The 14,808-nt window shown below is 70.4% G+C and carries 16 protein-coding genes and 1 pseudogene; 4 read left to right on the forward strand and 13 right to left on the reverse strand.

Translation table 11 applies throughout. The annotated features are described in order from the left end of the window. From B2J89_RS22795 to B2J89_RS12325, 12 genes and pseudogenes are all read right to left on the reverse strand, one after another. Positions 1 to 256: pseudogene (locus B2J89_RS22795) on the reverse strand (protein TolA); the annotation flags it as partial. Between the two features lie 30 nt (positions 257 to 286). Next, positions 287 to 709, reverse strand: coding sequence for a biopolymer transporter ExbD (locus B2J89_RS12275; protein ID WP_169169371.1), 423 nt, complete (start codon positions 707 to 709; stop codon positions 287 to 289). 13 nt (positions 710 to 722) lie between these two features. Beyond that, on the reverse strand, positions 723 to 1,427 hold the full coding sequence (gene tolQ, locus B2J89_RS12280; RefSeq protein ID WP_169169372.1) for a protein TolQ: 705 nt from the start codon (positions 1,425 to 1,427) through the stop codon (positions 723 to 725). Further along, the gene (ybgC, locus tag B2J89_RS12285; RefSeq protein WP_169169373.1) at positions 1,424 to 1,840 is read right to left on the reverse strand and encodes a tol-pal system-associated acyl-CoA thioesterase; all 417 of its coding nucleotides are present in this window, start codon (positions 1,838 to 1,840) and stop codon (positions 1,424 to 1,426) included. Before ybgC ends, tolQ begins: the two co-directional genes overlap by 4 nt. Positions 1,841 to 1,847: 7 nt before the next feature. Further along, positions 1,848 to 3,032, reverse strand: a complete 1,185-nt coding sequence (locus B2J89_RS12290) for a pyridoxal phosphate-dependent aminotransferase (RefSeq protein WP_169169374.1) — start codon at positions 3,030 to 3,032, stop codon at positions 1,848 to 1,850. Positions 3,033 to 3,113: 81 nt separating this feature from the next. Further along, positions 3,114 to 3,695 carry a transcription antitermination factor NusB gene (gene nusB, locus B2J89_RS12295; RefSeq protein WP_169169375.1) on the reverse strand — a complete coding sequence of 194 codons (582 nt, stop codon included), beginning with the start codon at positions 3,693 to 3,695 and terminating at the stop codon, positions 3,114 to 3,116. Beyond that, positions 3,692 to 4,156: a 6,7-dimethyl-8-ribityllumazine synthase gene (gene ribH, locus B2J89_RS12300; protein ID WP_169169376.1), complete on the reverse strand. Its 465-nt coding sequence runs from the start codon at positions 4,154 to 4,156 to the stop codon at positions 3,692 to 3,694. The genes nusB and ribH overlap by 4 nt, the downstream gene beginning before the upstream one ends. Before the next feature lie 4 nt (positions 4,157 to 4,160). After that, positions 4,161 to 5,282 (reverse strand): bifunctional 3,4-dihydroxy-2-butanone-4-phosphate synthase/GTP cyclohydrolase II, encoded by a 1,122-nt coding sequence (ribBA, locus tag B2J89_RS12305; protein ID WP_169169377.1) that lies wholly within the window; start codon positions 5,280 to 5,282, stop codon positions 4,161 to 4,163. A 268-nt stretch (positions 5,283 to 5,550) separates the two neighbouring features. Continuing rightward, entirely contained in the window at positions 5,551 to 5,856 is a 306-nt protein-coding gene (locus B2J89_RS12310; RefSeq protein ID WP_169169378.1) for a 2Fe-2S iron-sulfur cluster binding domain-containing protein, read from the reverse strand. Between the two features lie 193 nt (positions 5,857 to 6,049). After that, positions 6,050 to 6,511, reverse strand: a complete 462-nt coding sequence (locus B2J89_RS12315; protein WP_169169379.1) for a regulatory protein GemA — start codon at positions 6,509 to 6,511, stop codon at positions 6,050 to 6,052. Between the two features lie 177 nt (positions 6,512 to 6,688). Further along, positions 6,689 to 7,348: a DUF938 domain-containing protein gene (locus B2J89_RS12320; protein WP_169169380.1), complete on the reverse strand. Its 660-nt coding sequence runs from the start codon at positions 7,346 to 7,348 to the stop codon at positions 6,689 to 6,691. A 357-nt stretch (positions 7,349 to 7,705) separates the two neighbouring features. Then, the gene (locus B2J89_RS12325; RefSeq protein WP_169169381.1) at positions 7,706 to 7,987 is read right to left on the reverse strand and encodes a DUF427 domain-containing protein; all 282 of its coding nucleotides are present in this window, start codon (positions 7,985 to 7,987) and stop codon (positions 7,706 to 7,708) included. A gap of 172 nt (positions 7,988 to 8,159) precedes the next feature. On the opposite strand from B2J89_RS12325, the gene B2J89_RS12330 reads away from it, so the two are divergent. After that, positions 8,160 to 9,107: an aminotransferase class IV gene (locus B2J89_RS12330; RefSeq protein ID WP_169169382.1), complete on the forward strand. Its 948-nt coding sequence runs from the start codon at positions 8,160 to 8,162 to the stop codon at positions 9,105 to 9,107. Positions 9,108 to 9,122: 15 nt separating this feature from the next. On the opposite strand, the gene B2J89_RS12335 is transcribed toward B2J89_RS12330, so the two are convergent. After that, entirely contained in the window at positions 9,123 to 10,007 is an 885-nt protein-coding gene (locus tag B2J89_RS12335; RefSeq protein ID WP_169169383.1) for an NUDIX hydrolase, read from the reverse strand. Between the two features lie 139 nt (positions 10,008 to 10,146). Between B2J89_RS12335 and B2J89_RS12340 the strand changes: the two genes are divergently transcribed. The 3 genes from B2J89_RS12340 to B2J89_RS12350 form a co-directional block, all read left to right on the forward strand. Beyond that, complete coding sequence (locus B2J89_RS12340) at positions 10,147 to 11,055, forward strand: SDR family NAD(P)-dependent oxidoreductase (RefSeq protein ID WP_169169384.1); 909 nt, start codon at positions 10,147 to 10,149, stop codon at positions 11,053 to 11,055. 163 nt (positions 11,056 to 11,218) lie between these two features. Further along, positions 11,219 to 12,742 carry a glutamate--cysteine ligase gene (gene gshA / locus B2J89_RS12345; protein WP_169169385.1) on the forward strand — a complete coding sequence of 508 codons (1,524 nt, stop codon included), beginning with the start codon at positions 11,219 to 11,221 and terminating at the stop codon, positions 12,740 to 12,742. A 31-nt stretch (positions 12,743 to 12,773) separates the two neighbouring features. After that, a partial coding sequence (locus B2J89_RS12350) for an FUSC family protein (RefSeq protein WP_205763806.1) occupies positions 12,774 to 14,808 on the forward strand: 2,035 nt, incomplete at its 3' end.

Here is a 14,808-nt window from a genome sequence, read left to right on the forward strand (position 1 = left end):
GGGGCGCGGGCTGGACAGGCTCGGGCGGCTGCGGTGTGGGCGCCGGGGGCTCGGCGGCGCGCGGTGCCGCCTGCTGGGGCACGGCAGACCACAGCTGGGCTTCCACCGCAGGCTGGTCGCTCTCGCTCTTCCAGTTTACGCCCCAGGTCAGTGCGCCGATCAGCATCGCATGCACCAGCACCGCCAGCACCACGGCACGCAGGCGCGCGGGCGGGCGGGGCGGGGCAAACTGGTCTCTATCGTCGTGAAATTGCATGGGTTCAGGGGGGCCGGTGCGTGCGTGGACTCAGCCGCCCTGGCGCACGGACAGGCCGACGCGCTGCACGCCGGCGCGCTGCAGCGCGTCCATGGCCTTGACCACGGTTTCGTAGCTGACGCCCTTGTCGGCCGTGATCAGGATGGCCGTGTCGTCGGGTTGCCCGGCCTGCCAGGTGCGGGCGGCCTCGCCCAGCGCCTGCAGCGTCAGCGGGCGCTCGCTGCCGTCGGTCTTGAGCTGCACACTACCGTCCTGCTGCACGATCACCTGGCCAAAGGTCTTGGGCGGCTTGCTGCCTTTGCCGACCGAGGGCACGTTGATGGCGCTGGGCGTGAGCATGGGCGCGGTCACCATGAAGATGATCAGCAGCACCAGCATCACGTCGATGAAGGGCACCATGTTGATCTCGTTGATGGTGCGGCGGCCGCGGCCGCGGGATGCCATGGCGGGCATAGAGGCTCCTCCTTCAGTGGCCCGAGGCCGAGGCGGTGGGCTGCGCGCCCAGATTGCGCTGCAGGATGTTGGAGAACTCCTCGATGAAGGTCTCCTGCTGGTTGGCCACGCGGTCGATGTCGTGGGCAAAGCGGTTGTAGGCAATCACCGCCGGAATGGCGGCGAACAGGCCGATGGCGGTCGCCACCAGCGCCTCGGCAATGCCGGGCGCCACGGTGGCCAGCGTGACCTGCTCCATGCCGGCAAAGCCCGTGAACGCGTGCATGATCCCCCAGATGGTGCCAAACAGGCCCACGTAGGGCGAGACCGAGCCCACCGACGCCAGGAACGACAGGCTCGACTCGATCACGTCCAGCTCGCGCTGGAAGCTCGCGCGCATGGCGCGGCGCGCGCCGTCGAGCAGGGTGCCGGGGTCGATGATGCGGCGCTCGCGCAGCTTCTGGTATTCGCGCATGCCGCTGGCGAAGATGCGTTCCATGGGGCCGGCGTTCTTGGCGTTCTGCGCGGCGCTGGCGTAGAGGTCGTTGAGGCTGGTGCCCGACCAGAAGTCGCGCTCGAAGTCTTCGTTGAGCGAGTTCACGCGCTTGAGCGCGAACAGCTTGCGGAAGATCGCGGCCCAGCTGGCGACGGACACGCCCAGCAGCAGCAGCATGACGAATTGCACGACCCAGCTGGCGTTCAGCATCAGCGACAGGATCGACATGTCTTGGGAATTCATGAGAGTTGTTCCAGGAGGGAGTTCGGGATGCGTGCGGGGCGCAGGCTGGCGGCGTCCACCCAGCCGATGCGGATGGTGCCTTCGCTGACGAGTGTGGGCGCTGGGCCGCTGTGGCACTCATTCTTCAATAGCGCCTGCTGCCTGATTGTCAGCGATGCGCGGCCTGCTTCCTGCAGCTGGGCGGTAACAAGGAGTTCATCGTCGAGGCGCGCCGGGCGCAGGTATCGCACGCGCGCTTCGGTGACGACGAACATGCCGCCGCTGTGCTCGCGCAGCCGGCTTTGTTCGAGCCCGAGCGAGCGCAGCCACTCGGTGCGCGCGCGCTCGAAGAACTTGAGGTAGTTGGCATAGAACACGATGCCCCCGGCATCGGTGTCTTCCCAGTAAATGCGGACGGGCCAGATGAACGGCATGGGTTCCTCAGCCCAGCAGCCTGCGCAGTCGCGCCACCGATTCCTGCAACTGCGCCATCGAGTTGGCCGTGGAAAAGCGCACGAAACGCCCAGGCTCGAAGCTGCCAAAGTCACGCCCCGGCGTGACCGCCAGGTGCGCGCGGCGCATGAGCGCGTAGGCAAAATCCCAGCTTCCCTGCACGCCGAGCTTTTCGGCGGCGCGCGTGCAGTCGGCCCAGGCGTAGAACGCGCCGTCGGGCAGCACCGGCACCGCCAGGCCCAGCGCCTGCAGCTCGGGGATGAAGTAGTCGCGCCGGGCCTTGAACTCGGCGCGGCGGCGCTCGTATTCGGCAATGCTTTCGGGCTCGAAGCAGGCCAGCGCGGCGTGCTGCGAGATGGTGCTGGCGCAGATGAAAAGGTTCTGCGCCATGCGTTCGACCACGGGCACCAGCACCTCGGGCACCACCATCCAGCCCAGGCGCCAGCCAGTCATGTTGAAGTACTTGCTGAAGCTGTTGATGCTGATGATGTTCTCGTCGATGGCCAGCGCAGTCTGGCCGAAGGCATCGTCGTACGACAGGCCCAGGTAGATCTCGTCGATCATCGTCACGCCGCCGCGCTCCTGCACCACGTTGTGGATGCTGCGCAGCTCATCGGGCGCGATCGATGTGCCCGTGGGGTTGGAGGGCGACGCCAGCAGCACGCCCCGGGTCTTGTCGTTCCAGGCGGCGCGCACCTTGTCGGCGCTGAGCTGGTAGCGCTCGTCCGCCGTGGTCGGGAGCAGCACGGCCGTGCCCTCGGCGGCGCTGACGAAATGGCGGTTGCAGGGGTAGCTCGGGTCGGGCATCAGCACCTCGTCGCCGGCGTCGATCAGTGCCAGGCAGGCCAGCTGCAGCGCGGCCGAGGCACCGGCCGTGACGACGATGCGCCGCGCCGGCACGTGGACGCCGAAGCGCTGCGCGTACCAGCCGCTGATGCGTTCGCGCAGCGCGTCGAGCCCCAGCGACTGCGTGTACTGCGTGGCGCCGCTGTGCACCGCGCGCGTGGCGGCCTCCTGCACCAGCGGCGGCGCGGTGAAGTCGGGCTCGCCGATGTTCAGGAAGACCATCGGCTCGCTGCTGCCGGCCACCTCGCGCGCCAGGCTCTGAGCGGCCTTGGCCACTTCCATCACGTAAAACGGTTCGATGCGCTCGGCGCGGCGGGAAATCTTCATGGGAACAGGCCTTGGCCGCGCAGGGCGCGGAGGGGTCACAGGAATGGGCGAAAGGGCAGGCGGCACGCGTCGCCGCAGTGCTCAGGCTTGCGGCGCGTCCGGCGCAGCGGCCTGCGGCGCAGCGGCGCCCGGGGGGGGCGGCGCGGGCCGGCCCTTGTCGGCCGCCACTTCGGCGGCGCGTAGCTGGGGCGCCAGGCCGCCGAGCACGGCGTTCACGTATTTGTGGCCGTCGGTGCCGCCAAACTCCTTGGCCAGCTCAATGCATTCGTTGAGCACCACGCGCCAGGGCACGTCCAGGCAGTGCTGGAACTCGAACACGCCGATCCACATGGCGGCGTGCTCGATGGGCGAGATCTCGGCCATCTTGCGGTCCAGCACCGGCGTGATGAGCGCATCGAGGTCGGCGGCCGTGTTGATGCAGCCGTGCAGCACGGCGTTGTAGTGCGCTGCGTCGGCCTTGTGGAAGCCCGAGAGGTCGCGCGTGAACGCGTCGATGGCCTCGGCGCTGTTGCGGCCCACCAGGTGCTGGTAGAGCGCCTGCAGCACGAATTCGCGCGCGCGGCTGCGGTTGGACTTGGACGCCGCCTTGCGCGCCCCGGTGCTGGTCAGGCCGGTGCGCTGGGGGGACGCCTTGGCCGGCGGGGGGGAAGTGCTGTCGCTCACGCCACGTCCTCCAGCAGGTTGGCCATTTCGACGGCGACGCGGGCCGCATCGCGCCCCTTGTCGGTCTGGCGGGCGATGGCCTGTTCGAGGTTTTCGGTGGTGATGATGGCGTTGGCCACCGGCACCTGGTAGTCGAGCGCGATGCGCGTCACGCCCGCGCCCGATTCGTTGGCCACCAGTTCGAAGTGGTAGGTCTCGCCGCGGATGATGCAGCCCAGCGCGATCAGCGCGTCGTACTGGTCGCGCTCGGCCAGGGCCTGCAGCGCCACGGGCACTTCGAGCGCGCCCGGCACCAGCACGTGGGTGATCTGCGCCTCGGGCACGCCCAATGCCAGCAGCTCGCTGCGGCAGGCACTGGCCAGTGCGTTGGTGATGCCTTCGTTGAAGCGGGCCTGGACGATGCCGATGTGCAGCTTGCTGCCATCGAGCCTGTCCGCTGTTCCTTTGTCTGCGCCAAACATGTGTTTATTCCTTGGGGATGTAACCGGTAATTTCGAGTCCGTAGCCCGCCATGCTGGGCATGCGGCGGGGTTGGCCCATGAGCTGCATTTTTTGCACGCCGCATTCGCGCAGGATTTGCGCGCCCACGCCGTAGGTGCGCAGGTCCATGCGGCCACGCTCGGGCGCCTGGGCCGCGCGGGCCTTGCCCTCGAACTGCGCCAGAAGCTGTTCGGCACTTTCGCCGCAATTGAGCAGCACGGCCACGCCATGGCCCTGCGCGGCGATGTACTGCAGGCTGGTGTCCAGGCCCCACGAGTGCGTGGAGCGCTGCACTTCCAGCGCATCGAGCACCGACAGCGGCTCGTGCACGCGCACCGGCACGGCCTGGTCGGGCTGCCACTGGCCCTTGACGAGCGCAAGGTGCACGGCCTGGCTGGGCTCGTCGCGGAAGGCATGGGCGGTGAACTCGCCGTAGGCGGTCTGCAGCGTGCGCTGGCCCACCTTCTCGACCAGCGATTCGGTGCGGCTGCGGTGCTCGATCAGGTCGGCGATGGTGCCGATCTTGATGCCGTGCTCGGCGGCGAACACCTGCAGGTCGGGCAGGCGCGCCATGGTGCCATCGTCTTTCATGATCTCGCATATCACGGCGGCGGGGCTGCAGCCGGCCAGCGCGGCCAGGTCGCAGCCTGCCTCGGTGTGGCCGGCGCGCATGAGCACGCCGCCATCGACCGCCTGCAGCGGAAAGATGTGGCCGGGCTGCACCAGGTCGCTGGCCCGGCTGCCCGCGGCCACCGCCACCTGGATGGTGCGCGCGCGGTCGGCGGCCGAGATGCCGGTGGTCACGCCCTCGGCGGCCTCGATCGAGACGGTGAATGCGGTGCTGTAGACGGTGCCGTTGCGCGCGGCCATGGGCGGGAGCTTCAGGAACTCGCAGCGCTCGCGTGTGAGCGTCAGGCAGACCAGGCCGCGGCCAAAGCGCGCCATGAAGTTGATGGCCTCGGGCGTGACATGGTCGGCGGCCAGCACCAAGTCGCCTTCGTTTTCGCGGTCTTCCTCGTCCACGAGGATGACCATGCGCCCGGCGCGCATTTCGGCCACGATGTCTTGCACCGGCGAGATGGGTGCGGGAGGTTGGGGGGGTGTCATGGAGGCTTTCGTCGGGGGGGCCGCAGGGGGTGCGCAGCGTACAACGCAGGTTCCCCGGTGCGGGCGTTGGCTGCAGCGGCAACCCGCTTGGCAACGCCCCAAAGAACATGCGATGCGGCGCTGCCGCACGTTGGGCCGGTCCGTGCTGGGCACGCCGGTCCGCAAAAAGGGGGGATTTTAGTGCAGCCCGGCGGGGCTTGTGCGCGATGGGGCCAAGGCGGCCGGCGCGGCATGGCGCCGCGGTCCCTGGGGCAGCGCGGGCACGCCCTCAGCCAGTGGCCTTTTCGAGCACCACGTCGGTCTCCGGGTAGGCCACGCAGGGCAGCACGCAGCCGCCTGCGCGCTCTTCGGGCGACAGGCCCGGCCATTCGATCTCGTAGCGCACGCGGCCCTCGACCAGCTGGCCGATGCAGGTGCGGCAGGTGCCGTTGCGGCATGAGCTGGGCCAGTCGAGGCCGCCTTGTTCCAGCGACACCAGCAGCGGCTGGTCGGGCCAGGCGTCGCACTGCGCGCCGGTTTCGGTGCGGGCGGTGAAGAACGGGATGCTCAGAGGGGACAGATGGGATGCGGTCATGGGATTCAAAGGGAGAGGGCTGAAGCGCGCGGGGATGCCAAGGCATGCCCACCACCGGGTCAGCGCTTGCTGCAGCGAAACGGAATTATGGAGGTGGGGCAGGCGGTCCATGCAAGCGGCGCACTGCACCCGGATCGGCGTCGGCCTGCACATGGCAGCGAACTGCGGGACCCGGTTCATGCGGTCAGACATTTCAGCGTCCGTGCCCGCCTCCGTGGGTGTGCCCGCGCTCGTTCCAGGCTTTCAGCGCCTCGATCAGCGTGTTGAGCTGCGCACCGTTGGCAAAACGCAGCGCGCGCACGTGCACCGTGCGCTGGACCCAGGCGTCGAGCGCCTGCGCGCTGGGGTTGCGCACCACACCCTCGCGCCCGAGTTGGTGCCACAGCGCCCAGACCATGCGCTCCTGGGGGCTGGCGGCGGCCTGGAACGGGTCGAAGCGGGCGCGCGCGTCGGGCTGGTGCACCGTGGGCTGCACCATGCCCCCGCGCTCGGCCAGCTGCTGCATGTGGTCGCGCACGGCGCGCCGCTGGCGCTCCGTCATGTCCTTGCTGCTGGTCTGGCCGGTCAATTGGGCCAGCAGCGCGCGGTAGTCGCCATCGGACAGGCCGAGCTTGGATTTGAGAACGTGGATGGCTGCGGTGTGCTTGGTGGCCATGCGGCAAAGTCCTTTCGCCCCGCGCGGCTGCGGCGCTTGCGCGAGGCAACCGCGCCAGGCCTCCTCCACTTGGAGGGCCGCGGGACGCTTTCAAGCTTTGCCGCACGCCATGCCCCGTCTGGGAGGCGACAGGCTTCGTGCAGGGCCGACGGCGCCGAGCCGAACCCCCCGCTGGCTTCAGCCCAACGCCACCTGCGGTGGGCCGGAAGGGTGGGGCACCGATTGGCGCTCGAACACCAGCAGCAGGTTGTTGGCGGGCAGGGCGTGGCGCGCGGCCAGGCGCAGGCCGGCGTGGGCGGCTTCGCGCGCCACATCCTCCAGGCGGCGGATGCCCCAGGCCGGGTCGCGCTCGCGCAGGTTGGCGTCGAACGCCAGGTTGCCGGGCGCGGTGGGCACGCCGTCTTCGAGGTAGGGCCCATAGGTCACGAGCCGGCCGTGCGGCGCGAGGTGGCGCGCGGCGCCCTGCATCAGGCCGGCGCAGCAGTCCCAGGGCGCGATGTGCAGCATGTTGGCGCAGTACACCAGGTCGAACGGCTCGGCAAAGGCCGGCTTGGCGCTGGGCCAGCGCGGCGCCCGCACGTCCAGCAGCACGGGCGCGAGCACGTTGTGTGCGCCGGCGTGCGCGCACCAGGCGGTGATGGAGGCGAACGCGTCGTCTTGCGCATCGCTGGGCTGCCAGGTCCATTGCGGCAGGTGGGCGGCGAACCAGGCCACGTGCTGACCGGTGCCGCTGGCCACTTCGAGGGCCCGGCCGCTGGCCGGCAGCAGGGCTTGCAGGTGCGCCAGGATGGGCGCGCGGTTGCGCTCGGCGGCAGGGCTGTGCTGGGGCAGGGACATGAAAATAGAGGAAAAGTGGCTGTAACGCAGACGGGGAAAGCGCTGAAAGCTATCAATAAAAGAGCGTCGGATGCGCGCTCCGCGGCGGGCTGTGGCTGCTTAAAAAACAGGCGATGCAGCGCAATGCCTTGCAAATCAAGCACTTGGCGATGCCATACAAGGCTTGTCCGCAGTTATCCACATGATTGTCCAGTGCCGGCCGGGATAACCGGGGCATAGGGACCAGCGGATTGCCTTAAAAACAGGCAATGCAGTGAATGTCCTTATGCATCAGTCACTTGCGCGTGCCATACAGGGCTTGCCAAAACTTGTCCACAAGATTGTCCAGCGCCGCCAGGGATAACCACAGGCTGTGGGTCACTCGGTGACCTGCACGTCTTTCCAGAACGCCACGCGGCCGCGCACCATGTCGGCCTCGGGCTTGGGGTCGGCATAGGTCCAGGCGGCTTCGGGGTTGAGTTCGCCGTTGATCAGCAGCGACAGGTAGGTGGCCTGGCCCTTCCAGGGGCACATGGTCTTGTGGTTGCTGAAGGTGAAGTATTCGTGCCGCAGCGCGCTCTCGGGGAAGTAGTGGTTGCCTTCGACCAGCACGGTGTCGTCGCTCTCGGCAACGACCACGCCATTCCAGGTGGCTTTCATGGGGGGACTCCTTGGGCAGCCGGGGGCCGCATTTGTGCAAAAAATGTCTCTATCGCTTGCTGTGTATGCGTCTAAAGCTATCAAAAGTATAGTAGCTCAGGGGCAGCGCGCAGCGCGTGGAGCAGGGGCAGCACCCTTGGCGGACCGCTGCGCCTTGGCCAGAATGCGCGGCATGACCACCTTACGCGATTATTCCCAAGGCGCCGCCTTTGTGCGCGGCCAGTATGTGCCCATCGGCGAGGCCGCCATTCCGATCACCGACTGGGGCTTCCTGCGCTCGGACGCCGCCTACGACGTGGTGACGGTGTGGGACGGCAGCTTCTTCCGCCTCGACGCCCACCTCGATCGCTTTGCCCGTAGCTGCGCGCGCTTTCGCCTCGACCCGGGCCTGGCGCCGGCGCAGATCACCTCGGTGCTCGCGCAGTGCGTGCGCCTGTCGGGCCTGCAAAGCGCCTATGTGGAAATGGTCACCACGCGCGGCCAGCCGCCCTGGGGCTCGCGCGACCCGCGCCTGGCGGTCAACCAGTTCTGTGCGTTCGCTGTGCCCTATGTGTGGATCGCCAACGCCGAGCAGCGCGAGAAGGGCCTGAACCTCATCGTCAGCCGCGTGCAGCGCATTCCGGCCACCAGCGTGGACCCGCGCGCCAAGAACTACCACTGGAACGACCTCACCATGGGCCTGCTGGGCGCGCTGGACGCGGGCGGCGACACGGTGGTGCTGACCGACAGCGCCGGCCACGCCGTCGAAGGCCCGGGCTTCAACCTGTTCTGCGTGAACGCGCAGGGCGTGCTGGTCACGCCGCAGGACGGCGTGCTCGAAGGCATCACGCGGCGCACCGTGATCGAGATCGCGCAGGCGCGGGGCCTGCCGCTGCAGCTGCGCGCGCTGCCGGCCGGCGAACTGCGCGGCGCGCGCGAGGTGTTCGTGACCAGCTCGGCTGGCGGCGTGCTGCCGGTCACGCGCGTCGATGGCGTGCCGGTGGGCAGCGGCGCCCCGGGCCCGATCACGCGCCAGCTCGGGCAGACCTATTGGGACTGGCACCGCGACCCGCGCTACAGCCTGGCGGTCGATTCGGTGCCTGCGGTGGATGTGCCGGACGCTGTGGCCGCCGGCGCCTGAGTGTGCGCAGGCCGCTCAGTCGAACAGCGCGTCGAACCCGTCCTCCGGCACGAAGCGGCGCTCGCGCAGGCACAGCCGCGTCGGGCCGGGCAGCGCGCGCTCGGGCACCGTGTGGTGCGCGTCGCCGGGGTAGCAAATCACGCGCAGGCCATCGCGGTCGAACGCCTCGGGCAGGATGCTGGGCGGGCGCTGGCGGCGCGCGGCATCGAGCACGCTGCGCACGCTGGCGTGGCGTGCCAGGTGCGCCAGGCTCATGATCTGCGGCGGCGCCAGGTCGATGCGGCCGTCGCGGTACTGCTCCAGCGCCGTGCGCGGCGCCAGCCACACGCTGTCGGTGGTTTCCGCGTTGTCGTGCAGGGCGGTCTGGTCGGCCGGCGCCTGGGCCACGAAAAAGCGCGTGTCAAAGCGCCGCGAGGCCATCGACGGCGCCAGCGGCGTGATCCAGCGCGACCACGGCGCGAGCTGGCGCGTCTGCAGGCGCAGCCCCAGCGTGGCCAGCACCGCGGCGAACGGCAGCCCGGCCTGCAGCAGCGCGCGGGCGCGCAGCGCATCGACGCGCTGCGGCGCGCCGGCCGGCTCGGCCAGCAGCAGGCCGCATTCCTCGAGCGCCTCGCGCAGCGCCGCCACGTAGAGGCCGGCCGCGGTGGGCACGTCGGTGCCCGGCTCGTTCAGGCCGGCCTGCAGCGCGCAGGGTGTCTGGTCCAGGCAGGTGGCGGCGTCGAGTTGCGCGTCCGCGGCGTCGAGCTTGCCGCCGGGAAACACATACACGCCCGCCATGTTCGAGGCCTTGGCATGGCGGCGCAGCAGCAGCACCTGCATCTGCTCCGGCGTGTCGCGCAGCAAGACCACCGTGGCGGAGGCGCGGGGCGTTTCGGGGGCGGCGTGGGCAGCGGGCTGCATGGCATGGGCTTTCGGCGGCGCCGGCAGTCACGCGGTGGACTGGTGGGCGCTGGGGGGTGGCGTAGAGTGCGGCGCGGGGCGCAGCCGCAAGCGGTGGCGCCCATTTTCCACATTCACAGAATCAGGGAGCGACTGCGGTATGGACATCGATTTCAAGGGCCGTGTGGCCATCGTGACGGGCGCCGGCGGCGGCCTGGGCCGCCAGCATGCGCTGGCATTGGCGGCACGCGGCGCCAGGGTGCTGGTCAACGACCTCGGCGGCAGCGTGCATGGCGAGGGGGGCTCGGCGAGCGCGGCGCAGGCGGTGGTGGACGAAATCCGCGCCGCCGGCGGCGAGGCGCTGGCCAATGGCGCGTCGGTGACCGACTTTGCCGCCGTGCAGGCCATGGTGCAGCAGGCCGTCGATGCCTGGGGCCGGGTCGATGTGCTGGTCAACAACGCCGGCATCCTGCGCGACAAATCGTTCGCCAAGATGGACATGGCCGACTTCCGCCTCGTGGTCGATGTGCACCTGATGGGCGCGGCCTACTGCTGCAAGGCCGTGTGGCCGCACATGGTGGCGCAGCAATACGGCCGCATCGTCATGACGACCTCGTCCACCGGCCTCTACGGCAACTTCGGCCAGGCCAACTACGGCGCGGCCAAGCTGGCGCAGGTGGGGCTGATGCAGACGCTGGCGATCGAGGGCGACAAGTACAACATCCGCGTCAACGCCCTGGCGCCCACGGCCGCCACGCGCATGACCGAGGGCCTGATGCCGCAAGAGGTGCTCGATGCGCTGAAGTCCGAGGCCGTGGTGCCTGCGATGCTGGTGCTGGCGCACGAGAGCGCGCCGACGCGCGCCATCCTGTGCGCGGGCGCAGGCAGCTTCGAGGCCGCGCACATCACGCTCACGCAGGGCATCCACCTGGGCCAGGGCGCCGATGTGCCCGAGCACTTGGCCGCGCGCCTGGCCGAGGTGACCGCGCGCGCGGGCGAGCAGGTGCCCGGCAGCGGCGCCGCACAGGGCAGTGCCGAGGTGCAGAAGGCGCTGGCGGCCCGCGGCTGAGCCGCGCACCGGGCCGCACGCCGTGCCGGTGCAGCACAGTTTGCGGGTGCTGCGCTCGCGCGCTGCGTGTTTTCCGCCATCCGCGCGGCCCTTGAGGCAGCGCCAAGCGGGCCCGGGCTGGCCGTGCTAAGTTCCGGCCGACCCAAAAGATCGGCCACGACCCATGAGCACCTTGCAGCAAAAAATCGACGCGCAGCCCCCCGAACGCCTGGCAGGCATCCGCCGCGGCATCGAAAAGGAGGGGCTGCGCGTGCTGCCCACCGGCGACCTGGCCCTGACGCCGCACCCCGCGGCGCTGGGCTCGGCGCTGACGCACCCGAACATCACCACCGACTACAGCGAGTCGCAGATCGAGCTGATCACCGGCGCCCACCGGGGCGTGCAGGACTGCCTGGACGAGCTCACGCAAGTGCACCAGTTCGCGCTGCGCGCGCTGCGCGAGCAGGGCGACGAGATGCTGTGGGCGTCGAGCATGCCGTGCCGCCTGCCCACCGACGAGACCATTCCGCTGGCGCGCTACGGCAGCTCCAACGTCGGCCGCGCCAAGAGCGTCTACCGCATGGGACTGGGCCACCGCTACGGCCGGCGCATGCAGACCATCTGCGGCATCCACTACAACTGGTCCATGCCGGGCGTGGACAGCGAGCAGTATTTCGCGCTGATCCGCAACTTCCGCCGGCATGCCTTCGTGCTGCTGTACCTGTTCGGCGCCTCGCCCGCGCTGTGCCCGTGCTTTGCCCAGGGCCGCCCGCACGCGCTGCAGCGCCTGAGCGACCAGGCGCTGTACCTGCCGCATGCGACGTCGCTGCGCATGGGGCGCCTGGGCTACCAGAGCGACGCGCAGGCCACGCTGGCCGTGAGCTACAACGGCCTGCAGGGCTACGCCGATTCGCTGCACGAGGCGCTCACGCAGCCCTATCCGGCCTACGAGGCCGTCGGCATCCGCAACCCCGGCGGCGACTACAACCAGCTGGGCACCAGCCTGCTGCAGATCGAGAACGAGTTCTACGGCACGATCCGCCCCAAGCGCGTGATCCAGCCCGGCGAGCGCCCGCTGCACGCGCTGCGCGAGCGCGGCGTCGAATATGTCGAGGTGCGCCTGATGGACCTCGACCCGTTCGTGTCCGTGGGCATCACGGCCGAGACCATGCGCCTGCTCGACGTGTTCCTGCTGCACTGCCTGCTGTCCGACAGCCCGCCCGACACGCCGGCCGAGATCACCGAACTCCAGCACAACCAGCACCTCACGGCCGCGCGCGGGCGCGAGCCCGGCCTGCGCCTGCTGCGCAACGGGCAGAGCGTGCCGCTGGTCGACTGGGCCGCGCAGGTGCTGGGCGAATGCGTGCCGCTGGCCGCAGCGCTCGACGCCACGCACGCAAGCAGCGACTACAGCGCTGCCCTGGCCAGCGCGTGCGCGCTGCTGGCGCAGCCGGCGCAAACGCCCTCGGCGCGCGTGCTCGCGCAGATGGCCCGCGCCCACGGCAACAGCTTCACGGGCTTTGCGCTGGGCCAGTCCGAGCGCGCGCGCGACGCGCTGCTGGCCCTGCCCTGGAGCGCAGAGCAGCAGGCGCACCACGCCGCGCTGGCCGAGCAGTCGCTGGCGGCCCAGAAGGCCATCGAGGATGGCGACACGCTGCCGTTCGAAGAGTGGCGCCAGCACTACATGGCCGCCCAGGGCCTGGGCTGATCGGCCGCCGCGGGCACCGGCGCATTCGGCCATGAGCACCCGCACCGCACTGCGCCTGCGCATGGCGGCACGCATCCGTGCGATGCGGCGCGTGGCCCTGAGCCATTACGTGCTCAACGGCCTGGCCGGGGCCCTGGGCCTGCTGCTGATCTCGACCGCGGTGCACCTGTGGCTGGGCGCGCTCGCGGCAGCGACGGCCACCGTGGGCGTGATCGTGGCGATTCCGCCCGACAACGTGGCACCGCAGCGCGGCAAGTTCTGGCAGATGCTCCCGGCCCCGCTGCTGAGCATGCCGCTGTTCTTTGCGGTGCAGCTGCTGTACGCCTCCCCGCTGGCGCTGGGCCTGCTGCTGGTGCCGGCCACCTTCCTGGTCTTTCTGGGCATGGCCTGGGGCAAACGCGGCGCGCCGGTCGCCATCGCGATCATGCTGGCCACGGTGTTCGCCATGGCCGTGCCGGTCCACCAGGGGGGCGACGCCCTGGCGGCGGCGCTGTCGACCACGCTGTATTTCGGCCTCGGCGCGGTGCTCTACCTGCCGTATGCGCTGCTGATCAACCGGCTGTTCAACGCGCGCTACCGCGTGCAGCTGCTGGCCGACGCCTTGCTGTCTGTCGCCGCGCTGCTGCGCGTGCAGGCGCGCCAGTTCGCCCCGATCCGGCCCGGCAGCGCGCCGGCGCCGCTCACGGGCCAGCTGCTGCGCCAGCATGCCGCCCTGGCCGAGCAGCTGCAGGCGGCGCGCGACGTCGTGCTCGAGTCGCCGAACACGCCGCGCCGCCAGCGCCTGGCCGGCATGCTGGTGCAGGTGCTCGAAATGCGCGACCACCTGCTGGCCTGCGAGCTGGACCTGGACGCCGTGCGCGCCCAGCCGGGCCAGGCGTCGGCCCTGGCGGGCCAGCGCGCCGTGCTGCAGGCCCTGACCGCCGAGGTAGCCCGGCTGGCCGATGCCTTGCTGCTGGGCCGCCGGCCTACGCCGTTCCCGAGCCTGCGCCCGCGGCTGGTCGGCGCCGCGCTGCCCCACGAGACCGAAGGTGCGGGTTTCACGCCCTCGCTGCTGGCGCGCGGCCTGGCCGCGCGCATCGGCCACATCAACGACGAGGTGCTGAGCCTGATCGCGCTGGCGCGCGGCGAGGCCGAGCCCGATCTGGCGGTCGTGCGCGCCAACTGGCAGATGTTTGTCAGCCCGACCACCTGGTCGTGGCGGCCGTTCGCCGGCCTGTGGCGCTGGGAGGCGCCGGCGCTGCGCCACGCCATGCGCGCCGCGCTGGCGATTGCGGCCGGCTACGCCGTGGCGCAGCTGCTGCCCTGGGGCACACATCCTTATTGGATGCTGGTGACGATCGTGGTGGTGCTGCGCGGCAGCCTGGCGCAGACGCTGGAGCGGCGCAACAGCCGGGTGGCGGGCACCTTGCTGGGCTGCGTGCTGGCGCTGGGCCTGCTGTCGGCCCACCTGCCGCCGCTGGCGCTGGTCATCTGGATCACGCTGGCGCAGGGCGTGGCCCATGGCTTTGCGGTGCGCCGCTACCTGGTCACGGCAGTGGCTGCGACCACGCTGGGCCTGTTGCAGGCGCACATGCTCAACAACGGGGGCAGCACCGCGTTTGCGCTGCTCGAGCGCGTGGCCGACACGCTGATCGGCACCGGCATCGCCTGGGCCTTTTCCTATGTGCTGCCGTCGTGGGAGCGCACGCAGCTGCCCGCGCTGGTGGCGCGCACGCTGGCCGCACAGGCCCAGCATGCGCGCGTGTCGCTGGGCCTGGGCCAGCTGCAGGCGGTGGACAACGCGCCCGAGCTGGCCTGGCGCCTGGCGCGGCGCGAGGCCTACGACAGCCTCTCGGCGCTGGTGCAGGCCACGCAGCGCTCGCTGGCCGAGCCGCGCGCCGTGCGCCCGCCGCTGGCGGCGCTCGAGCACCTGCAGGCGCGCGGCTACCAGCTGCTGGCGCAGCTCACGGCCGTCAAGACCCTGCTGCTGCTGCGCCGTGGCCTGCTGCAGGCCGAACAGGTGCAGGCGCCGCTGGAGCAGGCGGCCGAGCGCATCGGCACCCTGCTGCTGGGCAAGGCCCCCGCCG

The sequence above is a fragment of the Acidovorax sp. SRB_24 genome, from assembly GCF_012931925.1.

Bases quoted from the DNA above. Each gene is read 5' to 3' on its own strand.
- B2J89_RS12330 (WP_169169382.1), top strand. From the start codon at position 8,160: ATGACCACCTTACGCGATTATTCCCAAGGCGCCGCCTTTGTGCGCGGC.
- B2J89_RS12340 (WP_169169384.1), top strand. From the start codon at position 10,147: ATGGACATCGATTTCAAGGGCCGTGTGGCCATCGTGACGGGCGCCGGC.
- B2J89_RS12310 (WP_169169378.1), bottom strand. From the start codon at position 5,856: ATGACCGCATCCCATCTGTCCCCTCTGAGCATCCCGTTCTTCACCGCC.
- B2J89_RS12320 (WP_169169380.1), bottom strand. From the start codon at position 7,348: ATGTCCCTGCCCCAGCACAGCCCTGCCGCCGAGCGCAACCGCGCGCCC.
- B2J89_RS12335 (WP_169169383.1), bottom strand. From the start codon at position 10,007: ATGCAGCCCGCTGCCCACGCCGCCCCCGAAACGCCCCGCGCCTCCGCC.
- tolQ (WP_169169372.1), bottom strand. From the start codon at position 1,427: ATGAATTCCCAAGACATGTCGATCCTGTCGCTGATGCTGAACGCCAGC.
- B2J89_RS12290 (WP_169169374.1), bottom strand. From the start codon at position 3,032: ATGAAGATTTCCCGCCGCGCCGAGCGCATCGAACCGTTTTACGTGATG.
- B2J89_RS12275 (WP_169169371.1), bottom strand. From the start codon at position 709: ATGCCCGCCATGGCATCCCGCGGCCGCGGCCGCCGCACCATCAACGAG.
- ybgC (WP_169169373.1), bottom strand. From the start codon at position 1,840: ATGCCGTTCATCTGGCCCGTCCGCATTTACTGGGAAGACACCGATGCC.
- B2J89_RS12325 (WP_169169381.1), bottom strand. From the start codon at position 7,987: ATGAAAGCCACCTGGAATGGCGTGGTCGTTGCCGAGAGCGACGACACC.
- B2J89_RS12315 (WP_169169379.1), bottom strand. From the start codon at position 6,511: ATGGCCACCAAGCACACCGCAGCCATCCACGTTCTCAAATCCAAGCTC.
- gshA (WP_169169385.1), top strand. From the start codon at position 11,219: ATGAGCACCTTGCAGCAAAAAATCGACGCGCAGCCCCCCGAACGCCTG.
- ribBA (WP_169169377.1), bottom strand. From the start codon at position 5,282: ATGACACCCCCCCAACCTCCCGCACCCATCTCGCCGGTGCAAGACATC.
- ribH (WP_169169376.1), bottom strand. From the start codon at position 4,156: ATGTTTGGCGCAGACAAAGGAACAGCGGACAGGCTCGATGGCAGCAAG.